This window comes from Sporosarcina thermotolerans (assembly GCF_030067815.1).
Classification (GTDB): Bacteria; Bacillota; Bacilli; order Bacillales_A; family Planococcaceae; genus Sporosarcina; species Sporosarcina thermotolerans.
This window is the reverse complement of the sequence record NZ_CP125968.1, coordinates 1,236,633-1,258,213: the sequence shown is the minus strand read 5'-3', so window position 1 is coordinate 1,258,213 and position 21,581 is coordinate 1,236,633. Positions and strand designations below refer to the sequence as shown.

Annotated in this window: 17 protein-coding genes and 3 pseudogenes; 3 read left to right on the top strand and 17 right to left on the bottom strand. The window is 40.6% G+C overall.

From position 1 onward, the window contains the following. Positions 1-196: 196 nt before the first annotated feature. Positions 197-1,174, bottom strand: a complete 978-nt coding sequence (locus QNH10_RS07045; protein ID WP_283734042.1) for an amidohydrolase family protein — start codon at positions 1,172-1,174, stop codon at positions 197-199. After that, complete coding sequence (locus QNH10_RS07040; protein ID WP_283734041.1) at positions 1,144-1,542, bottom strand: hypothetical protein; 399 nt, start codon at positions 1,540-1,542, stop codon at positions 1,144-1,146. The genes QNH10_RS07045 and QNH10_RS07040 overlap by 31 nt, the downstream gene beginning before the upstream one ends. A gap of 175 nt (positions 1,543-1,717) precedes the next feature. On the opposite strand from QNH10_RS07040, the gene QNH10_RS07035 reads away from it, so the two are divergent. After that, a complete protein-coding gene (locus tag QNH10_RS07035) occupies positions 1,718-1,945 on the top strand; it encodes a hypothetical protein (protein WP_283734040.1) in 228 nt (75 codons plus the stop codon). A 230-nt stretch (positions 1,946-2,175) separates the two neighbouring features. On the opposite strand, the gene qoxD is transcribed toward QNH10_RS07035, so the two are convergent. The 4 genes and pseudogenes from qoxD to qoxA form a co-directional block, all read right to left on the bottom strand. Then, the gene (qoxD, locus tag QNH10_RS07030; RefSeq protein ID WP_283734039.1) at positions 2,176-2,457 is read right to left on the bottom strand and encodes a cytochrome aa3 quinol oxidase subunit IV; all 282 of its coding nucleotides are present in this window, start codon (positions 2,455-2,457) and stop codon (positions 2,176-2,178) included. Between the two features lies 1 nt (position 2,458). Next, on the bottom strand, positions 2,459-3,055 hold the full coding sequence (gene qoxC, locus QNH10_RS07025) for a cytochrome aa3 quinol oxidase subunit III (protein ID WP_283734038.1): 597 nt from the start codon (positions 3,053-3,055) through the stop codon (positions 2,459-2,461). Continuing rightward, positions 3,042-4,999 (bottom strand): annotated as a pseudogene (gene qoxB, locus QNH10_RS07020) (cytochrome aa3 quinol oxidase subunit I). Before qoxB ends, qoxC begins: the two are co-directional and overlap by 14 nt. Positions 5,000-5,043: 44 nt before the next feature. Further along, complete coding sequence (gene qoxA / locus QNH10_RS07015) at positions 5,044-5,937, bottom strand: cytochrome aa3 quinol oxidase subunit II (RefSeq protein WP_283734037.1); 894 nt, start codon at positions 5,935-5,937, stop codon at positions 5,044-5,046. Positions 5,938-6,311: 374 nt separating this feature from the next. Here qoxA and QNH10_RS07010 point away from each other — a divergent pair, with 374 nt between their 5' ends. After that, on the top strand, positions 6,312-7,583 hold the full coding sequence (locus QNH10_RS07010) for a TolB domain-containing protein (RefSeq protein WP_283734036.1): 1,272 nt from the start codon (positions 6,312-6,314) through the stop codon (positions 7,581-7,583). 45 nt (positions 7,584-7,628) lie between these two features. On the opposite strand, the gene QNH10_RS07005 is transcribed toward QNH10_RS07010, so the two are convergent. The 10 genes and pseudogenes from QNH10_RS07005 to QNH10_RS06960 form a co-directional block, all read right to left on the bottom strand. Beyond that, positions 7,629-8,558 (bottom strand): hypothetical protein, encoded by a 930-nt coding sequence (locus tag QNH10_RS07005; protein ID WP_283734035.1) that lies wholly within the window; start codon positions 8,556-8,558, stop codon positions 7,629-7,631. 194 nt (positions 8,559-8,752) lie between these two features. Further along, positions 8,753-9,109: an amino acid kinase family protein gene (locus QNH10_RS07000; RefSeq protein WP_283734583.1), complete on the bottom strand. Its 357-nt coding sequence runs from the start codon at positions 9,107-9,109 to the stop codon at positions 8,753-8,755. After that, entirely contained in the window at positions 9,079-9,690 is a 612-nt protein-coding gene (locus QNH10_RS06995) for an amino acid kinase family protein (RefSeq protein ID WP_283734034.1), read from the bottom strand. The genes QNH10_RS07000 and QNH10_RS06995 overlap by 31 nt, the downstream gene beginning before the upstream one ends. Positions 9,691-9,793: 103 nt before the next feature. Then, positions 9,794-11,067 (bottom strand): annotated as a pseudogene (locus tag QNH10_RS06990) (YlbE family protein). Between the two features lie 181 nt (positions 11,068-11,248). Further along, the gene (fdrA, locus tag QNH10_RS06985; protein ID WP_283734033.1) at positions 11,249-12,994 is read right to left on the bottom strand and encodes an acyl-CoA synthetase FdrA; all 1,746 of its coding nucleotides are present in this window, start codon (positions 12,992-12,994) and stop codon (positions 11,249-11,251) included. Positions 12,995-13,093: 99 nt separating this feature from the next. Continuing rightward, positions 13,094-14,143: an ureidoglycolate dehydrogenase gene (gene allD, locus QNH10_RS06980; RefSeq protein WP_283734032.1), complete on the bottom strand. Its 1,050-nt coding sequence runs from the start codon at positions 14,141-14,143 to the stop codon at positions 13,094-13,096. 52 nt (positions 14,144-14,195) lie between these two features. Further along, positions 14,196-15,245 (bottom strand): ureidoglycolate dehydrogenase, encoded by a 1,050-nt coding sequence (gene allD / locus QNH10_RS06975; protein ID WP_283734582.1) that lies wholly within the window; start codon positions 15,243-15,245, stop codon positions 14,196-14,198. Between the two features lie 24 nt (positions 15,246-15,269). After that, on the bottom strand, positions 15,270-16,037 hold the full coding sequence (gene allE / locus QNH10_RS06970; RefSeq protein WP_283734031.1) for a (S)-ureidoglycine aminohydrolase: 768 nt from the start codon (positions 16,035-16,037) through the stop codon (positions 15,270-15,272). A gap of 58 nt (positions 16,038-16,095) precedes the next feature. Then, positions 16,096-17,325 (bottom strand): allantoate deiminase, encoded by a 1,230-nt coding sequence (gene allC / locus QNH10_RS06965; protein ID WP_283734581.1) that lies wholly within the window; start codon positions 17,323-17,325, stop codon positions 16,096-16,098. Positions 17,326-17,598: 273 nt separating this feature from the next. Beyond that, on the bottom strand, positions 17,599-19,245 hold the full coding sequence (locus QNH10_RS06960) for a PucR family transcriptional regulator (RefSeq protein ID WP_283734030.1): 1,647 nt from the start codon (positions 19,243-19,245) through the stop codon (positions 17,599-17,601). 77 nt (positions 19,246-19,322) lie between these two features. Between QNH10_RS06960 and QNH10_RS06955 the strand changes: the two genes are divergently transcribed. Then, positions 19,323-20,192, top strand: coding sequence for an alpha/beta hydrolase (locus QNH10_RS06955; protein ID WP_283734029.1), 870 nt, complete (start codon positions 19,323-19,325; stop codon positions 20,190-20,192). A 52-nt stretch (positions 20,193-20,244) separates the two neighbouring features. On the opposite strand, the pseudogene QNH10_RS06950 reads toward QNH10_RS06955, so the two are convergent. Next, positions 20,245-21,537: pseudogene (locus QNH10_RS06950) on the bottom strand (uracil/xanthine transporter); the annotation flags it as partial. Positions 21,538-21,581 lie beyond the last annotated feature (44 nt).

The following is a 21,581-nucleotide window of genomic DNA, read 5'->3' as shown; positions in this document are numbered from 1 at the left end:
GCGGTGCATAACCCCGCCGACTGTAGAATAAAGTTGAATATACCATGCAAAGGAGTGATTGAATGGCGAAATGCAAAAAATGTGGTGCGGATAAATCTAAATGTAATAATTGCAAGAAGTGCTGAAAAAAATACTTAGTTGATCAAAAGTAGGAGGCCAATCATATACGATTGACCTCCTACTTTTAGTATTTAATTTACTTGCTGTCCATGTAAGCATCCCATTTTTCCTGGAATTCACTTATCTTATTATTCATATCCTCTTCGCTTGGTATATGCGCAAGGATTTCATCCTGACTATACAGTTTACCGCCTTTGATGATGCGATGGATGTCTGTAGTATGTCGAATAGCTTTTAGCGGATTTTCGCTTAAAATAACAAGATCGGCAATATAGCCTTCTTTTATCACACCGATATTCTCAAGATTGATGGACTGGGCTGCATGAATTGTTGCGGCTTGCAAGGATTCCAATTCCGTAAATCCTATTTCATTGAAAATCTCCAATTCCCTATGAAGCGCCATTCCAGGAAACGTATAAAGGAGCGCAGGCGTATCTGTTCCAGCTACAACCGTACCACCTAAATCGTAATATGTTTTCGCAATGATTTTGGTGAACTTCGTCAATTTACCGACTTGTTCTTTCACTCCTTCAATGTTGCTCTCCATCGCCTTCCAATGGTCAATCAGTATATTCCCTTCTTCCAGAGAGTTTGTTATTTTGTTCTTTGGATACCAAACTTCAGGATACCTCTCCGCTTGGTCTGAAAGGACAATCGTTGGGCAAAGTTTGACATTGTATTGAATCATCTGTTCACAAAGCTCTTTTATCTTATTTTCGTCCGGTTCATCCCAATTAATATGACTCCACTCCGTTTGGTCTGCCGATGGATACCATCCCGGATAAAGCGCCTGAGCAAACCCGGATGCATGCTCAAACCAAGTGACACCAAATTTAGCTACATCCAAGGCATTTAACTCTTTGGAATGAATAATGTCGCAACTCACTTCCAAATTGAACTTTTTCGCCTCGTCAACCGTTGCTTTCATCACTTCTTTATTCGCCCATCCATAAAGTTTTATAAATTTCGCTCCCACCTCAGCCTGTCTTCTCACTTCTTTTCTCGCCTCTTCCGGATCTTCGGTCACCAAGTTTCCGAAGCTGTCGGCCCCCAAAGCCCTGGCTCTCCGTCAATCATCCGATCTGCTGCATAGACTCTTGGTGTCGGCGCATCTAACGGAGCTTCGATCAAGCTTTGAAGAAATATCACATTTCCAGCTGTATTTCGGACCGTCGTGATGCCGGACGCCAAAAAATGCGGAGCAAAATTTTCCTGGATATGACAATGCATGTCAATCAACCCTGGAATGATGAATTTCCCTTCAGCATCGACAGTTGGAAGGTGATCCGGTACCATTTCAGTCGAACGATAAATTTTCGAAATCTTATTTTCCTTTACTTCAATTGCACCGATGAAAGAATCCCCATTTTCCACATCGATAATCATTCCATTCTTTACAATGTATTCTTTACTATCAACCATTTCCATACCCCCGTGAAAGAATTTTGTCAATATACATTCAATTTTAGATGAAGCAATTACATATTCATATACCAAAACCGAAAAGAGCATCTAAAGGCCTAAAAACGGAAGGGCCCAAAAAAATATTTGACAACTTTGTGAACAAGGTAAATAATAAAGAAAAGGGGTGTTGGTAATGGATTCCAGATTAAAAATGTTGAATGCAGTAAAAGTAGTCGGGTTAACCATCCTTACCATCGGAATCGCCATATTCTTATACGGATTTTTCGTAAGCGATTACAGCGCCATCACAGGCGTAGGAATTGGTACAGTAATGGGAGCCATATTCATTTTCCTAATGGGCATTTTTTTCGTCGCAACAGAAGAAATGCAAGAAAAAGTAAAAAGACAACTTATGCAATAAAAAGCCAAAAAGGGAGCACCCAAAGCGGGCGCTCCCTTTTTATATATTATCATCCAGCTCCGGACGCTATCTGCTCGGGTCGCTTCGGTTCTGAAAGAAAAGGCAAAGAGCGCCTTTTTTTCAAACCCTCCAGCGCCTGTCGCAGCTAAAGCCGTCACGAAGAACGGCCTTTTGCGAGTAAAAACGTAGCGTTACGAGCAGTGGTCGCAAGCGTCCTCCGCTTTTGGGTATCACATATCCCATACCAAGATCAACAACGTACCAAAAATCGTGAACAACGCTATAGCGATGCCATAGTAGATGTTCATATAAATTATCGTCTTATCCTCTGACTCCCCTACATGCATAAATCCGACCAACTGAACGGCCGCTTGCACAAAAGCAGTAGCTAAAAGAATCGTAATCCCGACATTAAATGACACATCCAAGAAATAGACAGTCAACGCAGCTGCCGTCAGAACCAATGAAAAGACGAAGCCCATCACTTGTTTACGTGGGAATAACTCAATCATCTTACATCATTCCTTTCAAATAGATGAAGCTGAAAATGAAAATCCAAACAACATCTAAGAAGTGCCAGTAAAGCGAAAAGATAAACGACTTATTGGCCGTTTGAGGCGTTATGCCCTTTTTCTTCACTTGCATAATGATGAATAGTCCCCAGAAAAGACCAACCGTTACGTGAGCCCCGTGCGTTCCCAATGTTGTTAATAAAATGCCAGTAAAGGCACTAACCTGAAGACCCGCACCAATATGTGCATAGTGCATGAACTCATAAATCTCAACGCCAAGGAACGCAAGACCAAGCAGCAATGTAATCGAAAAGAAAGTCAACATGGCATTCTTTCGTCCGATTCTCATTGCATGTATACCAAGACCAATCGTGAAACTACTTGTTAAGAGCACAAACGTTTCAATGAGAACAGGAGTGAGCTCAAATATCTCAGCTCCTGCTGGTCCATTTCCAATACGGTTTTCTAATGTGAAGTAAGTCGCGAAGAGGGTTGCAAAAAGCATTACTTCCGCACCGATGAAAACCCAGAAACCAAATATATTCATCTTATTTTGTTCAGTTGCATATTCAAGAGGAACCGAGTTATCTATTTTCATCAGTCAACACCTCCCAATCTTTTTCCGTAGCTTTAATATCCTCAACAGAAATATAATGTCCGTCGTCTTTTTCAAATGAACGATGTGCCATGCATGCGAATATTGCTATCGTTGTAATAATCGCTGGGATCCACATGCTAAATACGAACGAGAAGCCCCAGACGAAGAAAATACAGCTCATGATAAACGGCATACCGCTATTATTCGGCATATGAATCTTTTCGATTTCACCTTGGAATATCGGCTTCCCGTTTCTCTTATGATCCCAAAGCGCTTCGATTGAATCGACTTGTGGAGTCCGTGCAAAGTTATATGATTGGACTGGAGTTTGCGTTGCCCATTCAAGTGTACGAGCATCCCATGGATCCGATCCAATGTCCCTTGAAGAATGGCGCACGCTATAATAAACGTTGTATACGATCAATGCAAATCCAATTGCAAGTCCGATTGCCCCAGCAAAGGAAAGCATATTCAACGGACCAAAACCAGTTGCTTCGGAATATGTGTACATACGTCGTGCTTGTCCATCTAACCCCGTGAAGAACATCGGGAAGAATGTGACGTTAAAGCCAATTGCGACAAACCAGAATGCCCATTTTCCGATACGTTCATTTAACATGAAACCAAACATTTTCGGCCACCAATACGTTAGACCCGCAAGCATCGCGAAGACGACACCTGGAATGATTGTGTAGTGGAAATGCGCGACCAAGAACATCGTATTATGGTATTGGTAATCGGCACTCGCCATACCAAGCATGACCCCTGTCACCCCACCGATTGTGAAGATCGGGATGAACCCTACTGAATACAGCATTGGTACCGTAAACTTAATCTTCCCTTTCCTCATCGTCAACAGCCAGTTGAAGATCTTAATCCCGGTTGGAATCGCAATCGCCATTGTCGTGATGGAGAAAATACTATTGGAAAGTGGTCCTTGCCCCATCGTGAAGAAATGGTGCATCCAAACTAAGAAGGACATAAATGAAATGACCACGATTGAAGCGACCATCGATTTGTATCCGTAAAGATTTCGGCGTGAGAATGTAGAAATGATTTCACTATATATACCGAATGCCGGCAATATAAGAATATATACTTCCGGATGCCCCCAAACCCAGAATAAGTTCGCCCAGAGCATGTCCATTCCGCCATTCGTCATAGTGAAGATATGTGTGCCGAATAGCCGGTCCATCGTTCCAAGTAGAAGAGCAATGGTTAGTACTGGGAATGCGAAAACTACGATTGCATTTGTGATTAAAGCAGTCCATGTGAACATTGGCATTTTCATCAATTTCATACTAGGTACTCTCATTTTGAAAATTGTAACGATAAAGTTAATACCAGATATTAATGTACCAATACCTGCAATTTGAATCGACAGCATGTAGTAGTTTGTACCGACCGATTGACTGAAATCATTCCCTGCAAGTGGGAAATATGATGTCCAACCGGCGTCAGGAGAACCTCCAATGACAAATGAGATGTTGAATAGCATTGCTCCCATGAAGAACAACCAGAAACTAAGTGCGTTTAAACGTGGGAATGCTACATCGCGTGCCCCGATTTGGAGTGGTACGACAAAGTTCATTAATGCGTATATGAATGGCATTGCCATGAAGATGATCATGACAACTCCGTGTGTTGTAAATACTTCATTGTAATGTTGTGCATCTAACAGAGTATTATCGGGAACGGCAGTTTGTGCACGCATCATTAATGCGTCGACCCCTCCGCGGAATAGCATGAGCAATGCGGCGATGAGGTACATGATACCGATTCGTTTATGGTCAACCGTTGTTAGCCATTCACCCATAAATATCCCCATTTTTTGAAATAGGTTAAACCTATAACTATTGCAATCATCGTTAGACCGATGGCAACCATTGATGCGTAGATTGCGGGGCTTGGATGAGGTATGGCAAATCGATCAAAGTAATCCATTCTTGTTGTACTCCTTTCGAAAATCTAAAAAAAGATTAGAGCTATTAATGACCTGAATGGTCTGTGTCTTCCTCTTCATGTGCGTGTTCTGAATCGTGTTCGTTTGAACCGTGATGACCTTCGGGTGGTGGTAGGAACCCTAAATGAGTTCCGCTGAATGTTAATTGACCGAGGTGACCTGGTTCTAACAATTCATCGAACTTTTCTTCAGTAAGGGGTTCAGCATTCGCTTTTACATCTTCAACCCATTTATCAAATTCCTTAGGAGGCATGGCTTCTACGTGGAAGATGTTTTCGGCGAAGCCTTTCCCGCTGAAGTTTGCGTTTCTTCCCATGTACTCACCTGGAACTTCCGCTGCGAGGTGCAAAGTAGTGATCATGTCTGACATCGCATACTTTTGTCCGCCTAATTGTGGAATCCAGAAGCTTGTAATTGGACCGTAAGAGTAAAGTCTGAACTCCAATGCACGATCTGTCGGGATATATAAGTAGTTCACTGTTTCAATATCTTCTTCAGGGTAACTGAAATGCCACTTCCAGTCAGAGGATGAAGCGTAGACAATCAGCGGTTCTTGATCCTCATATCCTTTTGGAGTCGCCTCAACTTCATATGTGGATTTGACCGTAACAATTGAAAGGAAAATGATTATAATTACTGGAATTGCAACGATGAATGTTTCAACAATCGGATTCCCTTCAATATGTGGTGGTTCATAATCCTCACTTTGTTTTGAAGCGCGGTACTTAAATACGACATACGCCATCAGTCCGAAAACAGCAATCACTACGATTGCCATCGTCGCAATTGAAATCCAAATGACATTGGCAGTCGTTTCAGCTTGCGGCCCTTTAGGATCCAAAACCATTAGTGGTTCACAACCCGCCAACACTGCGAGAAGGCCAATAACTAAACTTAAAAAAGTCCATTTCTTTATCATGAAGAAACCCCTTCCTTTTAATCTATAAGCTGTTAAACAACCGAAGTAATGTGTGACTTCAACATCTTGTTCTTTATTTTAATAGAATGAAAAACTAAAAACAATTAGATGAACTACACTTCACAAAAACTTCACCTGAAAACGTGAAATACTGTCACTAAACGTTCATCATTCAGTTATATAACGGACACATTTCAATTTGATTACTGATGTATATTTTGTTAAAAAATAAAAACAAACCAAAATTAATTACTAAATTCATTTAAACAAGCGAGTCTCTAAAAGGAGCACGCTATTTGTGATACTTGCCAGTTTTTCACACGCTTACTTTGTTAGTTAACGGAGAACCTATTAAACGAAAGGTGTTGATAATTGTGAAGTTATTTCAATTACTGGTTGTTTTATTTCTTCTGATACCACCTATTTCCCATGCAAATACAGACACTGATCAGGTAAAAGTAGCTTTTACGCGCGATGGCTTTCTTTTTGTTAAAACAAACGGCGAGGAAGAAAAAATAACTGAGGAGAAGGCAATCTATCCTTCTCCACCGGAATGGTCGCATGACAGTAAAATGTTGCTTTATCAAAAACTTGTGACTGATTCCCCTGATGATCCCGATAAAACGTCAAATGAATTATGGGTATATGATGTCGTAACTAAAAAGCATCAAAAAATTTTCTACAACGGTAATAATCCTCAATGGTCGCCTATTGAGAATATTGTCGCCTTCAATGCGGGGGGTGTTTTGAATATTTCCGATTTGAAAAACTTCTATAATATTGCATTAGGGGTGGATGATTACACATGGCAGCCTGATGGAAAAGGTTTTATCGCTTCTTCCGGTGCATCTCTTCGTCCTGATGGATGGACCCATACGATCCTTTATACGATCTCAATTGAAAATGGCTATAGGAACATTCCTGATTTAATGGACCATGGAAAGAAATTGTTTGTGGTCCCGAAAGAAGTACGAAAAGGTGATGTGAGTGTCATTTCTATCGGGGCGGAAAAACTTACTTATTCCCCAGATGGAAAATGGATTTCATTTGTTATTTCTCCTACTGCATCCTGGTCTATGGACAGTGACATGCTTGCATTGATTTCTTCAGACGGGAAAGATTTTGAAGTGATAGATGAGGTAATTTTGGAGTTTACTCCCAAATGGGCATATACCAAGAATCTTCTTGGCTATATCGCAGGCGGAGGACGGATTGTCTTTGGATTTAAAAATAAGGATATGAAAGTAACAGAGATTCCCATGGATTCAACCGTTAATCTTACACCTGAAAATTATGCGGAAATGGGCTTCACATGGGTTGATGACAATTCACTTATTGTCTCAAGGGTTCAGGAAACAGAGTGGTCCAATGACCCAAAAAAACGACCAAAACCAGTTTTATATTTAGTTTCTTTGACTGATGAACGTCAAATCAAACTGACAAATCCTCATAAGAATAAAGGGGATTATCAACCACAGTTTTTAACTTCCATTGATAAAATCACTTGGCTAAGACAAAGTGATTTGGTGGAGGGCCATGGAGATCTATGGAAGGCAGATCGAAATGGAGAAAATGCAGAAGTTTGGATTAAGGATGTGGAGTTATACTCATTTTACCAAAAACATACAAAAACGAGTCCTTTATGAGGACCCGTTTTTGCAATGTATATCAACCGCGCGCGTTGTCCTAGATTATGCCTTTCGGTTTACTATATCCATGAGGTTCTGACGTTGTTCTTCAGTTGCATTTTTACTGAACTCCACTAATTCTTCAACTGTATTAATTGCTCTTCCAGCAATGTTGACAGGTAACGCTTCGGTTAGTCCAAAGAAGATAGTATTTAGATGGACCGTAGCTGTCGTCTGACGAATTTCTCCGGAATCGTCTTCAACCAATGTTACTCGGTTTACGACATCTCCTTCTACAAATGTGAGTATTCCTTTGAAAATATTTCTTGTATAGTTAAACACCTGTGGCGTGTCCGTTGGATCCAGTAAAATCGGGAAGGAAATCCCAATTGGCCCAGAAACATCGAAGAATCCTGGTAGGAATCCACCCGGTTGTTCAATGATTTGATCAGATTCGATCGTGGCTCTTTCATCAATTTCTGTTAAGTTTGTACATGTTGGAGTTGTGACATTAATAGGCGCAGTCACGACAAGTGGAAACTCTCTTTCATCAATGCTTACGACTGCGACATTACGGTACTCCCCAGGACCATGATCTGAAAATGATATTTCATATGGGAAACAAGCAATTTCCCCAGGGGCTAATTCATGCAAACCTGTTAATGGGAATGGTCCAGCAATTGTCGTGAAATCGAGGTCAGGCGCGGCTCGGAACTGAATTTCATCCAAAATTTCCAAACCAGTAGTCGTTGCATTTCCATAATTCGAAACACAGACAGAGCCGGATACTGTATACGTTCTTGTTTCACTTTGTACAAATCTATCTGCAGTAATTCGGTAATGAACGGGTATTGTATCAGATGCAAAGAAGTTAAACGTAATATTTTCTGGTGTAGCTGTTTTAACAATTGACCAATCGTAGACGATTACTTCGTTTAAAACGACAGAATTAGCTGTTTTCGTCGCAGCAATTTTTGGTATAAGTAACCCCATATTGTAACCTCTTTCTTTTTATTTTTGAGAGCGCTCTCTGTACCAAGATATGTAGCCTTTACAATCTGAGATGGACAATCCTACTGGTCTAATCGTATACTTTTCAATAAATCCTTCAATCCTGCCATTTAAATCAAAAAACAGCCCAGAAAATCAGTGATTTCACTGACTTTCTGGGCTGTCTCATTTTATGATTATAGTGTTACTCGTGTACCCGTTTTTCCTTCAAGAGCATCTTTTAGCTTGTCGATTGAAGTAATGACGACGTTTTTGCCGCCTTTTTCTAAGAACATAATCGCTGCTTCGATTTTTGGACCCATGCTTCCTTTCGGGAAGTGGCCTTCTTCCATATAACGAAGTGCTTCTTCAACTGTCATTTCAAGCAAGTTTTGTTGTTGTGGAGTTCCGAAGTGGATCGCCACTTGTTCAACACCCGTTAAGATGAATAGGTAATCTGCTTTTACTTCCGCTGCAAGTAATGCACTTGCGAAGTCTTTATCGATAACAGCATCTGTACCTTTTAGAATACCGTTTTCTTCAGTGACAGGGATTCCGCCGCCGCCAGCTGTAATAACAGTAATTTCCTTGTCAAGAAGTGCTTCAATAGCTTCTTCTCAACGATTCTAACCGGTTTTGGAGATGCGACAACGCGTCTGTACCCTCTACCGCTATCTTCAATGTATGAAATTTTCTCTGTCTCAAGAATTTTGTCTAATTCTTCTTGTGTGTAGAATGGACCAATTGGTTTCGTCGGAGTCGCGAATGCTGGATCCTCTTTAGAAACAACGGATTGCGTAACAATTGTTGCAATCGGTCTGTTAATGCCACGTTCAACCATTTTGTTCTTGAATTCTTGCTGGATCAAATAACCAAGGTTACCTTGTGTTTCAGCATCCAATACATCTAAAGGATAAGCTGGAACAACAGATTCCGCCATTTGGTTTTTAATTAACGTATTCCCAACTTGCGGGCCATTTCCGTGAGTGATGACAACTGTATTGCCTTGTTCGATTAAGTCAAGAACTGGACCGCTACTTTCACCAATGTTTTGGATTTGCTCTTCAAGCGTACCTTTTTGACCTTCTTTAATAATCGCGTTTCCGCCGATAGCTAAAACGATTTTTTTACTCATCAATATCTCTCCTTTACCCTTAAAAATCATTTCAACAAAGTATATAACAGAAAAGTGGAGAGGAACAAGAAAAAAAATCCATTTCCTCTCCAAATCAATTTCATTATTCTGCTTCGATTAAACCAAGTTTCACTGCATATGCATCGATTGCTTTTTCAAATGCAGCCAATGGAGCACGAACAGTACCCGCACCGATTTGTCCAACGCCAGCTTCTCTGTGAGCGATACCTGTGTTAATAATCGGTTCGATTCCAGTTTCAACAACTTTTCGAGCGTCGATTCCAAGGGCAGAACCTTTGAAATCCCAAGTTGGTATGGAGAAGTTCGGGTTGTGATCGATACAAATATCCATCATATCGTTACTTGTCGTAACTGCATCATCCATACCGCCAGCACCTACGAAGCGTGTTACGCCAGGAGCAGCGATCATTGCAAATCCACCAACACCAAATGTTTCAGTGATTGCACTGTCACCCATGTCTTTACAAGCCATGTCTTGATCGTATCCTGTGAAGAATAGACCTTGTGGTGTATTAACCGGTGCTGTGAACCATTGGTCACCCATACCAGCGATACGGATTCCGAACTCATATCCGTTACGGCACATTGCTGTTACAACAGTACCATGTTGGATTTGTCTTGCCGAATCCATTACTGCTTTTGTGGAAGCCATAGCAATGTTCAAGAAGTACTGATCTGTGTCAGCAAGGAATTGGATAACGTCTTGCTTGTCTTTTTCATCTACATCTGTTTGTAGGATGTATGGAACGATTTCTTTTAAGAAGATAAGTGATCCCGCAATATTACGTTGGTGGAATTCGTCACCCATTGTAATTGCTTTCGCCATCATAACGTTGACGTTTAGGCCGTCACCTTTAATGTTAAGAGCTTTAGATAGTGTTGGTCCAAGAACATCTCTGAACCAGTTTAGACGGTTAATTACTTCCTCTGAGTAAGCACCGAAACGAAGTACTGCACCAATTCCTTCATTCATTGTGCAGTATGCACGGTTTCCGCCGTCACGATTTTCCGCAACGAGAACAGGCATGCTTCCGGATGTGATTCCGCCCATCGGACCTACTGCGTTTACGTGGTGACATGGAATAAATTCGATTTCGCCGTTTTCAAGCATAGTACGTGCATCATCAGCATTCGTTGCCCAGCCTTCAAATAATGTAGCACCAATACATGATCCTTGCATTGGGCTTGTCATGTTTTCCATTTGATAGGCGGTCCAGCATGAAGTAATACTTTCCCGTTTAATTCTTCAATAACTGATTTCGCTGGCACTACATCATTTAAAAATGGTGCGCTTGATACAATTTTATCGATAACCGCTCGGTTTGCTTCATCAATTGTTTTAAATTGTCCGTACATTGTGGTTTCCTCCTGAAAAATCAATATTTCTATAAAGATTACCTATTTAAAGCTTCAGCCATTTAGCTGCAGCGCCTATGAGTTCGGGTCATAAGCCGATTTGGCTGTGAGGCAAAAGACGCCTCTTCGCCAAGTCGTCTTATGCCTGTCGCTCCTAAACAGGCGCTTCCGCTTTTGTTTATTATTTAAGAAGGCTTAAGATTTTGCGTAGTCTTGGGTTTCCGCCAGCAACTGGACGCCAGTCATATTGAACAACTCTGCCGCCGTTTGCAGTAACCGAATTAGTGAAGCTCTTCAAACCAACGTTAACAACGTTAGGTTTTTCAGACAATAGTTTCTGGATTGCTTCTGAAACAGTAAAGTCAGCATTTGTAGCTGCTTCTTTCATTGGAGTTACTTCTTTTATTCCTTCTTCAACTTGAATGCCAAGCATTGCTAAAGCAGTAAGAGTAGCTTGGTTGTTGCTATCACGAATGATAACTCCAGCTTCTTTTAGTTTCGCCTTTTGCTCATCGATGCCTTGTGGGTCTTGATCCGTACCGCAAACAGTTGCAACGAAGTAAATGTTTTTGCCATTTGCTTTTGTTTCTTGTTGGATTTTTTCGATGCCTGGAAGCAATGCGCCAGCCATATCTTCGTGTGCGCCATAGCCAAGAACAAGGTCAAATAGGATGACTGCTGTTGATTCGTCTTGAGCAGCTTTTTGGAAGAATTGGATTCTTGTATCTGGATCAATCATTGGATGTGGTTTTCCTTGTGTGTAAATATCATCACCAAGGTCAATTACTTCAAAACCGTCCGCATTTAGAAGGTAACCAGCTTGGCCATGGTCAGTTTCTCCAAGGTTCAAGCCTCTGCTGATCAACGTAGCTGCTTCATACCCAAGCGTACCGCCTGAATATAGACCTTTGATCGTTTTTTGTTCTAACTTCAAGTCAACTTCAGGCACATCTGAATGTAGCGTGTTGTAATTTGGTTTAATTGGATTGCCTTTTACAAGATCGACAGCAATTGCTGCTGTTTCTTCAAGCGTGTTTGCATAGTACACATTTCCTTCATGGTTATGTGGCTCTTCTCCAAGGAAAATCGCAACAACCGGTTTAGAAATGCTGTGTAGCAATTGTACAACTTCATCACGAACTTCTTTTGCAGGGGGCTTAGAAACAAGTGTGATCACTTCTGTTTGATTATGTTGCGCCAATGCTTTAAGGCCATCCAACATTGTGATTGCACCGATCTTGTCAGAAAGGTCGCGTCCACCAGTACCAATTGCATGGCTAACGCCTGCGCCTAAACGGTCGATTTCAGTCGTTACTTCTTGGATACCTGTTCCAGAAGCTCCGATAACACCGATTTTTCCTGTTTTCACTACGTTTGCGAATGCTAAAGGAACACCGGAAACGATTACTGTACCTGCATCAGGACCCATTACAAGAAGACCTTTTTCATGAGCTTTTTCTTTAATGCGGCGCTCATCTTCTGTCGTTACGTTGTCACTGAAAATCATGACGTGCATATCGCGGTCAAGTGCTTTTTCCGCTTCTTCAGCAGCATATTGGCCAGGTGTTGAGATGATAGCAATATTTGCATCAGGTAGTGCATTTACAGCTTTATCCCATGAGTTAACTGTTTCGAAAGCTTCTTTACCAGCGCTAATTGCTTGGTTGCTTAGATAGTTATCCACTTCGTCGAGTACTTCTTGGATTTTCTCTTCTTGTTCTGTATCGACAACGATACACATATCGTTGGACGCAGCACTTTCAAGTTCTTCAGTGAAAAGGCCTGCAGCCTTGAGGATATCCTTGTTGGGTGTTCCCATCATGATTTGAACTTTGATGATGCCGTCCATTGTTGAAATTTTGTTTGTGAGAAGCATTAGGTTAACTGAATCCTGGTAGGAGTTCTGTTTGACGATTGTATATAACATGTTTTCACGCACCTCTTTGTTTATTTTTTCTTTAGTTTTTTAAAAATCGACACAGGAAAGGGGTGGCCATTTGGCATGACCACCCTTTATATTTCAACCTTACTTTGCAAAAGGGCTTTTATGATCATATGCATTGTTATGGACAACGTCTGAAATTAGGTATTCATAAATGTCATCCACGATTTCGATTCCGTTTTCTGCGTATTGCTTTTCACGTTCAGCACTTCTTTGACCAGGATAAGATACGTGATCGAAACCTGGAGCAGGTTTAATATTATTTAGGTCCTGCATTGTTGTAGCAATGCCTTCTTGGAATGTGCTTAATCCGCCAAAGTATTCGGGATTAATAACGATGTGTAGCTGTCCAAGATTCCGGTACTCAGTAAGATCATGGTACATTGAAGAAACTTTGTTTCCAAATGGAAGTCCCAACAGAATTCCAGATAAGACGTCTACCATCATCATAAGTCCATAACCCTTCGGTCCAGCAATCGGAACTAAAGCACTAACTTTGAATGGGTCGGTTGTAGGCTCTCCTTCGATATCAACAGCCCACGTGTCAGGAATGGATTCATTTTTTGAACGAGCATGAAGAACTTTACCCCAAGCTTGAACAGTTGTTGCCATATCGAAAGTGATATGTTGGCCGTTTTTGCCTGGCGCCGCAAATGCAATCGGGTTTGTTCCGTAATATGGCTCAGATCCACCAAAAGGAACGACCATCGGGTCAGATTGGCATAGTGAAATACCAACTAAGTTTTCATTTGCAGCTTGTTGGACGAAATAAGAAAGTGCACCACTGTGACCGATTCTTTTTACACCGACTACCGCTACTCCATTTTCTTTTGCCATTTGTATCGCTTCGTCCATTGCTAACTTTGCAACGACATGACCTACACCGTTATCGCCATCAAAAACAGCTGTTGCAGGACCTGTCTTTTCAAATGTGAAGTTTGGATTTGCGTTCAATCCACCTTTAGCAATTCGCTCTGCATAATACTCAACTCTCATTGCTCCATGGGAGTGGACTCCTCTTGCATCCGCATGAACAAGCACGTCTGCAACTCCACGAGCATGGTCCTCTGTCAAGCCTGCCTTATGCAACTTTGTTGTAATTAACTCATTCAATTGCTCACTACTAACTCTCACTCCACACACCCCTATTAAGTTTTTCAGCCGTTATCTACTCAAATAGTGAATATTATTCAGCGAATGGATTTTTATGGTCGTATTGATTATTATGGATGACATCAGATTTTAAATACTCGTAAATGTCATCGACAATTTCAATGCCGTTCTCTTTATAGTTCTCAATGACAACATCATTGTTTTGTCCTGGGTAAAGAACTTTTGAGAAGCCCGGTGCAGGTTTGATTTGATTCAAGTCTTCCATCGATTGTGTGATGTCATTTTTGAAACTAGTTAAACCTGTAAAGAATGCTGGATTAATGACAATATGCAATTGACCAAGTTTCCGGTATGCCGATAAATCTTCATACATTGAGGAAACTTTATTACCAAATGGAAGTCCAAGAAGGATTCCTGAAAGAACGTCTACCATCATCGCCAATCCGTAACCTTTTGGACCTGAAATTGGCAATAACGCGTTCACTTTTAATGGATCTGTCGTTGGTTCTCCATTGCCGTCAACTGCCCATGTATTAGGGATTGACTCATTCTTAGAACGTGCATGAAGAATTTTACCCCAGGCTTGTACAGTTGTTGCCATATCCAATGTAATCATTCTTCCATCACTGCTTGGTGCAGCAAAGGCGATTGGGTTTGTTCCGTAGTAAGGCTCTGCGCCTCCGAAAGGAACAACCATTGGATCCGATTGACAAACTGAGAATCCGATTAGATCTGCACTTGCCGCTTGGTTTGTGAAATAAGAGATTGCTCCGCTATGAGAGATATCTTTAACACCAATGATGGCAACTCCGCTTTCTTTTGCCATTTTGATGGCTTCGTCCATAGCTAATTTAGCCGCTGTATGGCCGTTACCACCATCGCCATGAAATACGCCAGTTGCTGGGCCTGTTTTTTCGAATTTAAAATCCGGGTTAACATTCATACCGCCCTTAGCGATTCTCTCTGCGTAGTATTCCACACGAATTGCTCCGTGGGAATGAATGCCTCTTTCGTCCGCAAACGTTAGAACGTCTGCCGCTACATCAGCATGCTCTTCTTTCAAACCAGCCTTATGAAGTTTTGTTTTGATTAGATCTTTTAGTTCATCTCTACTAACTCTCATCATGACACCTCTTTAGTCTGTAAATTATAGTGATGCATCACGATTGCAGTCTTTGGAGTAAACATATGTCAACGGTTCTCTACCAACCGCATACGCTGCTTGATGCACATATGGCGCCATAAAAATGTAATCGCCTTTTTTAACTGGGATCCACTCATTGTCAAGGTTGTACATACCTTCACCAGATAATAAGTATGCGCCATGGCCTTGGTAATGTGTTTCAACGAATGGGTGGCTTGCTGCTGGATCAAATGAAAGAATATGGAAGTTCATGTCGAATTCAAGATCCATTGGCAATAGATCTTTCAGGTGAACGTTATGCATGTCATCATAGTCCATATATTCGATTTCGTTAGCATGACCTGATACGACCCATGGCTTACGGCCGTTTGCAAGAGGATTGTGTTTTTGTTTGTAAAGGAATAGACGTGAATCGCCAGACTCCATGTTTTCCAAATACATTTTCACACCAGGAGGGCAGTATAAATAGCCGCTTTCTTCAAGAATGAATTCTTGATCGTCCGCTTTTGCTTTAATTTTCCCACTAATAACGTAAACGAAGCATTGCACGTCTTCTTCTCCACAGTAACCTTCGCTGTTTTTGCCACCTTCATGCATTGTGACCATATAGTCTACAAAGCTTGCGCCAAGTTTCGGTGAACCCAAAATAGAGATTCGGCAATTTTCAAATCCAGGGATGACATTATTCACTAATCCTTCTGGAGCGATTAGAGCGTATTGCCCTGGCTTAATAATAGATCTGCTTGATAATAAGTCTTTTGGATAACCCATCTTCACATTCTCCTTCGTCTCTATATAATGATTCGGCTTGCGCCTAACCTACAATTCCTTATTCTTTATAGCCTAATTCGTAAAGTGCACCGATAAGCGCTTTGACGCCCTCAGCCAAATCAGCAGGCTCAGTAAATTCAGCTGGATTATGACTGATTCCTTTCAAGCTTGGAACAAACAACATTGCTGTTGGGACAACAGGAGCATAAATCTGTGAGTCATGTCCTGCTCCGCTATGCATCACTTTATAATTAAAGCCATTTTCCTTACATTGCTTCTCGATAAGATTAACTACTCTTTGATCCATTGGAACTGGATCTTCGTCCATCCAAAGATCGATGTTCATCTCAACACCATGATCTTTTGAGATTTCCTGCATTCTTGCTGTCATTTTTTCCGTAAAGGACAAAATCGCATCTTTATCCGTATGGCGGACGTCGATTGTAAAGATTGCCTTCCCTGGAACTACGTTAACGATATTTGGAACAGCTTCAACTTTTCCGACTGTCGTTACGAGTGGATCGCCAATCTCAATAGCCATAGAAATAATTTCGTGAATCATATGGCTCGCTGCAAACATTGCGTCTTTACGGTAACCCATCGGCGTCGTGCCGGCATGGTTTGCTTCGCCTGTCAATTCGATCGTATATCTTCTTTGACCGACAATATTGTTCACTACACCAATGTCAATTTTTTCGGTTTCAAGGACGCTTCCCTGTTCCACATGGACTTCTACGAAAGCTTTCAAGTCTTTGCGAGATCCTTTGGATTCGTCTCTGAAGTCAAAGCCTGCATTTCTCATCGCTTCGACAAACGGAACGCCGTTGAAATCTTTAATTATTTCAACATCTTCACGTTTTGCGATTCCTACTATATTTTTAGAACCCCAGAAAGAATAAGGGAAACGACTTCCTTCTTCTTCTGCCATCGAAACAACTTCGATGTTTCTTACTGGTTCACCAAAATGTTTTTTCAAATATTTCAATGCGATGATTCCGGCAACAACACCATATGCACCATCAAAACGGCCACCGTTTTTCACTGTGTCAACATGGGAACCGGTCAAGATCGTTTCTTCTGTATTTTTACCTTTTAATGTTCCGTATAAGTTTCCGACTTCATCAAATCGAGCTTCAAGGCCTTCGCTTTCCATCCATTCCTTTAAGGCGTTCTGACCTTCCACCCATTCTTTTGTATAGAGTAAACGAGTAACTCCACCTTCCGAATCTTTACCGAATCCTGATAGCCATTTAAGCTTACTATCAGTTTCTTCAGCTAAAACATCCAGTTTTTGTATAATATCTTTCGGTGTTTCGTTCAATCTATTTCACCACCCTTTTCCGCTATGTTTTTTCAATGCATTATTAGATAACGCTCAATATTGTTTGTAATTCATGCAGATAGTATGCACGAATTAATCTTCGTTCACGGATGGACTATTAGCTCCACTATTAATTGTAGTCATTACAACCGAAATAGTCTTTGGCATAAGAGGATAAAGATTTTAGTTTTTTTTATCCTATAAGGATAAAAAACACTTTAGTTCGAAAAGTCTATATTCTCAGTTCTTACGTTGTATCAATTCATGAATTTTAAGACCAACCCTTACAGATAACATTTCTTCAGAATCGTCAAAATCCATGCCTGTTATTTCTTTAATCCTCTCTAAACGGTATACAACAGTCTTATAATGGACAAATAGCTGTTTGGCTGTTTGCGCAGCGTTTTGATTGCATTCTAAAAATATTTTCAATGTATTCAGTAAGTCTGCATGATTCGCCTGTTGATATCCTAGTAATTCCCCAAGAGACTGGGGAATAAACTGTTTTAAGGCAGATGCATCTTCAATATTCCGCAGCAGCCTAAAAATGCCTAATTCGGAAAATGTCGTTATCGAGGCTAATCCATTCAATGTTGCACCTAAATCCAATGCATCGTGAGCTTCTCTGTAACTTTTTCGGATTCCTGAAATATCGTCAATCGCATTTCCAATCCCAACTTGAACATCGATATCTTTAATTTGACGTTTTATTAACGTTTGGATGGATAGTGCGATTTTCTTTATTTCATTTATTACTGACTTATCATTCTTGCTTATTTTCTCTACTTTCCAGAGAATGATAAATAGGTTGCTTTTAGTTGATATAATGCCATTCGGCAAGTAATGATGGATTGCTTCGCTCACAACAAAATGGTTTCTGTCGGAGAGTCCGCTTTTCTGTTTAATAACGCCATCTTCACTACGATTTATCTTAAACAGGACTGTCGTAAACGCACCGGTAAGATCCCACCCGATAACGTTCGCTTTTTCAAAGACAGCTTCCATCGATTGGAATCTTCCACTTATCAATTCCTCAATCAAATCGTTCTTATATTTCTTTTCAACCTCTGCTACTGCAAATTGTTTCATTAATTCAAGAGATAAGGAGGTTACTGCATTTTCCACAGCGATTAAATCAAGTTCACCTAAAGAGTTATTATTTTCCCCGATTAGGAGATACATTTTGTTATGGTTAAGAGTATCAATCGGAACAACAATTTGATGCCCTATGTTTTTCTGTTCAGGGTATTTTACGATTTGCCGGTAATGGGGATATTTAATCCCTGAGGTCTGTTCGTAAAAGTGAACTTTCTCTACCATTTGGAACTTTTCGAGATTAGGATATGTTGAAATAATCGGGTTAAAATTCCGATCAAATAATGCGACAGGATTTCCAATCAACTCTTCGAGTGTGTAGATAATCTTTTCTAATCCTTCACCCGCAAGCGATAGAGCTGTAAAACGATCGTGAATCTCTTTATAGTATTGGAGCTTTATTACCTGATTATTGAAAAGCTCTCCCATGATGGGATACATCACATCGACGAATGGAACGCTGTTTGGAAGCTCGATAATGGGCATTCTATATTTCTTGCCAATTGCAAGTAATTGTTCGATAAACTCTGGGTTAAACTTTTTAATTATCAGAGCACTTACTCTTTTTGCTGCCAATTTCCCGATGAATTCTTTTAGTTCATTTTCGGTAAAGTTTCTTATCGAGTATAGACTTGTTAAGATTACTTCACCGCCTTTTATCCAATCTGCTATGTCGGGGCCTTCCATTATGGTGACGCCTTGGATTACGTTGTCATTGAAAGCTTGTCCTGCTATTATTTCCGCATTTTTCATTGGCTCCATGGCCAGTAGATCTTTGATCTTTAATTCCATTTGACGCATTCCTTTCCGTCTTTAAATGAAACTGATATGATTTATTTAATACCATTAAAGAGAAGAGTGACATCGTGTTGAAAACAACTATTGTATATAAACAAGGACAGAATTTTGAACTTAAAGGTGATTTCTATGCTGTTAGTGAGAAATCACGACCGCTCATTGTCTTTATTCATGGTGGCGGTCTAATATGGGGTTCCAGGGAAGATATTAACCAAACGCAGATAGAGTTTTTTCATAAAGCCGGTTTTAATATCTTTTCCATTGATTATCGATTGGCCCCGGAATCTAAATTACCTGATATCAAAGATGATATTGATGATGCCCTATTCTGGGTCAAAAACGAGGGCGTAAACCAGTTTGACTATGACTCGGAAAGAATTGCCGTTATCGGTAGCTCTGCTGGTGGATACCTTGCCCTTCTGTCCGGAACTTTGACAAACAAACCAAGAACAATCGTTTCGTTTTATGGGTATGGGGATATTACTGGGGATTGGGCGGTGAAGCCAAGCCCGCACTATACAAGCATGACAAACGTGCCAAGAGAACTTGCAAAAATGCTTTTGTCTAAGGACATCATTTCCGTTGGCCCAATCGAAAAACGATACGCTATTTATATGCATGCCAGGCAGCACGGTGTTTGGATTGAGGAGTTAAGTGGACTTATCCCGTTTTTGGAAAAAGACAAACTCAAAAAGTACTCCCCACTCTTCAACATTCATGCTGATTACCCACCAACCTTGCTCCTTCACGGAACAAATGATGAGGATGTCCCTTACGAACAAGCCGTCCTCTTTGCAGAAAGTTTACAGGAAAATGGAATCGAAGGAAAACTGATTACCATTCCTGAAGGCAAGCACCAATTCGATAATGACTGGGAACTTCCCGTTGTGCAAAATGCTTTCAATGAAGTACTTACCTTCTTAAACGATCATTTAAAGTAAGCCAAAATACAAAAATAGATGGAGGAAAATTTTACATTATCCCCATCTTTTTTTATTGTTTATTGGACAACTCGATTTCTTCTTGATCTTCCACACCGTATTTATCCCATTTGATAAGATTTTCCAATAGGAGTGAAAGAATAATCCCCACAAGTAGTCCGCTGCTTAGTACTGGACGGATAATGCTTGGAACCGTGATGAAATAAGTCGCAGGCAGCGTCATAATAACAATCCCGACAAACAGCGGAATTGCCGAACGATACACATTGACTGTATTAAATTCAACATTTTTAAAGAAATTAAAAGAAGAATTTAAGAGCAGTAAATAGGAGACAAACAATGCTGCACTACCGACGCTTAATGGAAGTTGAGAGAAAAAGTGGCCGATTGGTGGGATAAGTCCCATTACAAGGAACATAAGACCACCAAGAACAAACGGAATTCTATTTATAATTCCTGTCTGACTTAAGAAACCAATCGATGACACGTAAGGTGAATTTGGTACAAGACCAAAAATACCTGCAATCAGAGTGAAAACACCTGTAATTGTGAACGACGCTCTATACTCGGATTTAGTCGTTTCCACCTTATACATACTTTCCGTACCTTTTAACGCACCAAATGTATTTGCCGCGTTTAATAAACCAGCTATGACAGTTGTAATGATAATTCCCATATCCCATGCAGGCTTTCCTAACGGGAATAATTCAAGTTTAAACGATGTCGCTTCGCTGATGGCACTTTCCGGCCTGAAGATAAGCGCGAAAATAACCCATCCAACGATAATTCCAATGAGTAACCCATATCGACGGATGCTTGTCGGGGCCTTCACACTAATCACGATGACCAACGTTGCAATCACAATCGAAAGTAAAGAAACTGGTACATCGATATGTGCACCTCCGGATTGGTTTCCGAACGGGATACCAAGCATTCCTTTAAAAAGATACCGATTAATTGACATCCGAATAAAAACATAAATACACCCATTACTGCTGGTGTAAATAATTTAGCGATAAGTGGTCCAACCCCAGTTACGCCAATCAAAAAGGTCAGAATCGCAACAATGATTATTCCAACCGTTAAACTGCCTCCAAGTATAGACAAAGGCATACCTTGAGCCGCAGCTGTTGTTACAAGTGTTAAAATGACGCCCCACCAAAGTCCGGATTGACCTTCCATAATGGCACGTTTATGTCCAAAATAGGCTTGAATGATACACGCAAGACCTGTTACGACAAATGACAACTGCAGCATATTAACAATTGTCTCTTGCGAAAGTTCAAAAGCAGCACCGACAGTTATCGGGATAACAACTATATTTGTAAAAATAAAAAAGAGCCATTGTAAGCCCGAAATCCAGTTACTTGATTTAGCTAACTCTTTGAT

Coding starts and splice junctions, on each gene's coding strand:
- QNH10_RS07040 (WP_283734041.1), bottom strand. CDS start 1,542: ATGGTTGATAGTAAAGAATACATTGTAAAGAATGGAATGATTATCGAT.
- QNH10_RS07035 (WP_283734040.1), top strand. CDS start 1,718: ATGGATTCCAGATTAAAAATGTTGAATGCAGTAAAAGTAGTCGGGTTA.
- qoxD (WP_283734039.1), bottom strand. CDS start 2,457: ATGATTGAGTTATTCCCACGTAAACAAGTGATGGGCTTCGTCTTTTCA.
- qoxC (WP_283734038.1), bottom strand. CDS start 3,055: ATGAAAATAGATAACTCGGTTCCTCTTGAATATGCAACTGAACAAAAT.
- qoxA (WP_283734037.1), bottom strand. CDS start 5,937: ATGATAAAGAAATGGACTTTTTTAAGTTTAGTTATTGGCCTTCTCGCA.
- QNH10_RS07005 (WP_283734035.1), bottom strand. CDS start 8,558: ATGGGGTTACTTATACCAAAAATTGCTGCGACGAAAACAGCTAATTCT.
- QNH10_RS06995 (WP_283734034.1), bottom strand. CDS start 9,690: ATGAGTAAAAAAATCGTTTTAGCTATCGGCGGAAACGCGATTATTAAA.
- fdrA (WP_283734033.1), bottom strand. CDS start 12,994: ATGTTATATACAATCGTCAAACAGAACTCCTACCAGGATTCAGTTAAC.
- allD (WP_283734582.1), bottom strand. CDS start 15,245: ATGAGAGTTAGTAGAGATGAACTAAAAGATCTAATCAAAACAAAACTT.
- allE (WP_283734031.1), bottom strand. CDS start 16,037: ATGGGTTATCCAAAAGACTTATTATCAAGCAGATCTATTATTAAGCCA.
- QNH10_RS06960 (WP_283734030.1), bottom strand. CDS start 19,245: ATGGAATTAAAGATCAAAGATCTACTGGCCATGGAGCCAATGAAAAAT.